The sequence below is a fragment of the Alysiella crassa DSM 2578 genome (genome assembly GCF_000745955.1).
Lineage (GTDB): Bacteria > Pseudomonadota > Gammaproteobacteria > Burkholderiales > Neisseriaceae > Simonsiella > Simonsiella crassa.
The window spans coordinates 1-3,927 of sequence record NZ_JQKH01000125.1 but is presented as its reverse complement, the minus strand read 5'-3'; the positions used below and the strand labels follow the sequence as shown (position 1 = coordinate 3,927).

Sequence of the window (3,927 nt, the reverse complement as noted above, 5' to 3'; positions counted from 1 at the left end):
GTCGTGAGAAAATTAATACGATACCACTGAATTGATGCGGACTTCTTTTTTTATTGTACTTTTTTTGTCGTGTACTGAAAGGCTGCCTGAAAAATTTTTCCGTGCCATTGGATTGTGTTGGCACGGATTTTCAACAGCGCGTGTGGCGTATTCTGCAAACCATTCCCTATGGCGAAACAATCTCTTACGCGGAACAAGCCGCCAAATTAGGCAATCCGAAAGCCGTCCGCGCGGTGGCTGCGGCAAATGGGCAAAACAAGGTTTCCATTATCGTGCCGTGCCACCGCGTGATTGGCAGCAACGGCAAACTCACAGGCTACGCAGGCGGTTTGCCGCGCAAACAGTTTTTATTGGATTTAGAATCGCGTTCAGGCTGCCTGAATCTTTAAAACCGCTTTTCAAAATCCACAAACCATTTGTGTTTATCATAACTGTGCAACGCGTCAATATTACTTTTGACTTTGGTGTATCGCCAATTCAAACGTGGTGTGATGTCCCAAAATTTCAATGATTGGTGAGATAAACTAATATTGCTGCTGAATACACGGTCGTGGCGACGTGTGTTAGTGTAAATGTAATGATTGCCATCATAGCTTTCATTGTAACGATTCAGTACTACACGGCTGTTAAATTTTCCCCACGTTTGTCCTAAACCGATATAGCCCCCTTGCCGCTGACTGCTATTACGTGGTAAGGCATATACTTTGTCGCGCCCATAATTCAAGCCGCCAAATACATAAGTTTTATGATTGAGCAGATAATTTATACCGACACTGATTTGTGCATCACGCCCATTTCGCTCATTCGCATAATCTTTCCAAGCCAATGTGCCATTTGCCGAAACGCGCCATTTTGTATTCAGCCAACGGGATATGCTGCTATCCACACCAGCACGGTTGTAATACAAATCGCCACTATACCAGCGTTTTTCCGCAAATGGTAATAGGCGTATTTCATTGTGTAAATCTTTGTAGGCATAGCCCAATTGCCCACGTAAGCTCACATCATCATAATCGTGATTATCCCAATAGTTCGAACCATCAACGCTTGCACCCATGCTGATATGATGATTACCACCCACATTTAAATCGCGCTCGGCTGCAGCATGATAGCTGATACCTTGACCTTTTTGAGGTAAATATTCCTTATCTTTAGCAAAGGGCAAATTGCCAAATTGTGGCAAACGAATTTCACGTTCAGCCGACACATTATTTAAATTATCATCGCGTGTGTAGCTCAGGCTGCCTGAAAATTGCCATTTTTGCTGATTGGCGATGGATTGCTCATAGCTGTTTATGCGTGGTAACACTTCTTCGGGCAGCCCTATTTTTTTTGCAACCTGAAATTGTGTTTTTGCATCTTTAAGTTGCTGATTTTCAAATAACATTGCTGCTAAATCTAAACGAACTGTTACTAAATGAGGATTTTTCTGCAAAATATTTTGATACAAAGCAATGGCTTGTTTGTGTTTACCCTGACCGCGCCAAATCGCACCTTGTGCAAAATCTACTAAAATTGGATCACTCTGATTCCATTGACGGTAAATGCTTAATAATTGCTCAGCAGTCGCATAATCACGACGATTCAGGGCTTGATTCAGCAAAGGTTCACTCAATTGCGGATTTTGTTGCACATCAGTAAATGTGATTTCTTTGGGTAATTCTTTCAGGCTGCCTGAAAAGGTTTCAGCAGCAATTTCTGGAGTTTGTGGTACAACTTGCTGTATGGTTTTATTGAATTGTCTATCTGATTCGGTTTCGGGTGCAGCCCATATTGATAAAGGCGTGCATAAGGATAAAATAAAAATAGCTTGAGATTTCATGGTTTGATTTCCAAATAATTGCAGGTAACCTTAGGGACTATTGACAATTCGTTTTGCAGTTGTTTTTTCGCCAAAATCGCCAACTTCTGAGTCAAAAATATTCATCAGGTATTCAATCTGATTCACATTTTTTAGCTATACAAGTCCGTTTCTCTCCCCCTTGAATTTGACGATTTTGCCTGAAAAACCAACTCTGCGTCCAACACAGCTTCGCTGTCAATAGCATCTGCGGTACACGGCAAAACATGTGTTTAGCATAGGGGTGTAAATTCACCATTTTTGTCCCCAAGATAAATGGTTTTAGTGAGTTTGTACCCATCCTACTGCAATGATTATTAGGTTAACTGAATATTGTGTCATATACAGAAAGGCAGCCTGAAACAAAAATTTTCAGGCTGCCTGAAGATTGCCTAATTAGCGTTTGCCGATAAAGCCGATGTTTTCTTCACCATCTTTAGGTTTGATGGTTAAGATGCCGCCAACTTCTTCTGCTGCAAAGCCGCCAAAACGAAGACGACCTTCTCCATAAATGACTTTGGCTTCTTCTGCATGTTTACCTTCCATCCATACCGTCATATTTTTAATCGTATCATTGGTATAAATGGTTGTACCCGCATTACTAGATGGCATACCACTATTGGTTTTTACATTACCACTCGCAAAATACACATCACGTCCATCGTTTTGCGTACGTCCTGTAATGCTACCATTAAAGGTAAGTTCTTGCCTAGAATAATATCCATCTTGTTTACCAAATTCAGCCGTCATATTTAATACGCCATCTTGTTTACCTGTGCGGTCAGAGTATGCCACACCTTTGTAAGTGGCTTTCAAACCATCAGGTAGACCAATTGGATTATTATATGGTGTAAATCCTAAATTATTATAAATGGTCAAATTATAAGGCGAGCCATCATATTTGCCTTCATTGTCTTTGAATTTCCATGCATTGAGCGACAAATATGCTTGATTGTAACCATTGGCATGCCCCACATCATACGCATGAATAGCACGTTTTTCATTCACTTTGCCCATATTCGATGTGCTGAATACTTCTGCCACCACACGTTTATTATCAAATGCACCTGATTCTGGCAATTCATCCGCAATCGCCGTATAAATTGTATTCAATTGAGTATATTGCCCAGTATCTTGTTCAAAGCGTAATTTATTATTTGAACCTTGAATCAACAAGTATTTACCTGGTTCAAAACGGTATTCTTTCCCCATTTCCCACCCCAATTTTGCGGCAATTTCTTTAAAATTACTGGTTTTATTGGAGTCTAATGTAAAGACTGTTGGTTTTTCAAAGGTAATTACGCTAACCAACTCGCCATTTGTATTCATCTCAACAGGGCTATTACTGCTTGAATTATTTTCTACTAATTCTGTTGCATTATCTTTGGCAGTCAGTTCATATTGAATTTTTTTCTTGGCATCCAGTAAAGGCTCATAATTGCTATCACGAGCAATATCTACACTGCTAATAGAACGCATTTTGTTCAAATCTTTACTATCTGCATTAGCATTGAAATTGGTAAACCATTGTGTGTAGCGATTGTTGCCTTTAATACTTGCCAATTCAAATTTGCTGGCAGTTTTATTCAAAATATAAGGTAATGTGCCTTGTGAATACTGTTCGCCATCTTTGGTGTGAATTTTAATACCCAGCAAATTTTTAGGACTGAGTGGACCTGTATAAATACCAGCAGAAGTATGATGACTTTTACCCAAAATCCCCACGTTATACTGACCACTAGAATGAGAAAATCCAGACGCACCATAGTAATTGGCTTCATAATGATCAGGTCTATATAAATTTTTCCCTGTCGTTAAATCTGAAGTAGTGGTTACGGTATTCAAGAAGGTTGTGTATGTGTATGAATATACGGGAAATAAAGCATGCTTGGTACCAAATTCTTTCACCAAACTTGTGTCCACTTCCTGTTGCGTAAATACTGCTTTTTGTTCACCATCTTTCAACAAGCCTGCCACTTTGTCTTGAAAGGCTTTTTCCACCAATTTATTTGCATCATCAGCTTTGACAGCAGCCTGATAAGTCGCTAATGCGGTTGCTGCTGTAGTGGCAGCAGTTGCTGCAGCGG

Annotated in this window: 2 protein-coding genes and 1 pseudogene; 1 reads left to right on the top strand and 2 read right to left on the bottom strand. The window is 40.0% G+C overall.

Features of this window, described 5'->3' with window-relative positions; translation table 11 throughout:
• Nucleotides 1-53: 53 nt before the first annotated feature.
• Nucleotides 54-389: pseudogene (locus Q338_RS12130) on the top strand (methylated-DNA--[protein]-cysteine S-methyltransferase); the annotation flags it as partial.
• Here Q338_RS12130 and Q338_RS12125 read toward each other — a convergent pair.
• Nucleotides 386-1,822 carry a surface lipoprotein assembly modifier gene (locus tag Q338_RS12125; RefSeq protein ID WP_034295853.1) on the bottom strand — a complete coding sequence of 479 codons (1,437 nt, stop codon included), beginning with the start codon at nucleotides 1,820-1,822 and terminating at the stop codon, nucleotides 386-388. The pseudogene Q338_RS12130 and the gene Q338_RS12125 sit on opposite strands and share 4 nt — an antisense overlap.
• Before the next feature lie 414 nt (nucleotides 1,823-2,236).
• Nucleotides 2,237-3,927, bottom strand: a 1,691-nt coding sequence (locus Q338_RS14940; protein ID WP_051968646.1) for a hypothetical protein, incomplete at its 5' end; no start/stop codon positions are given.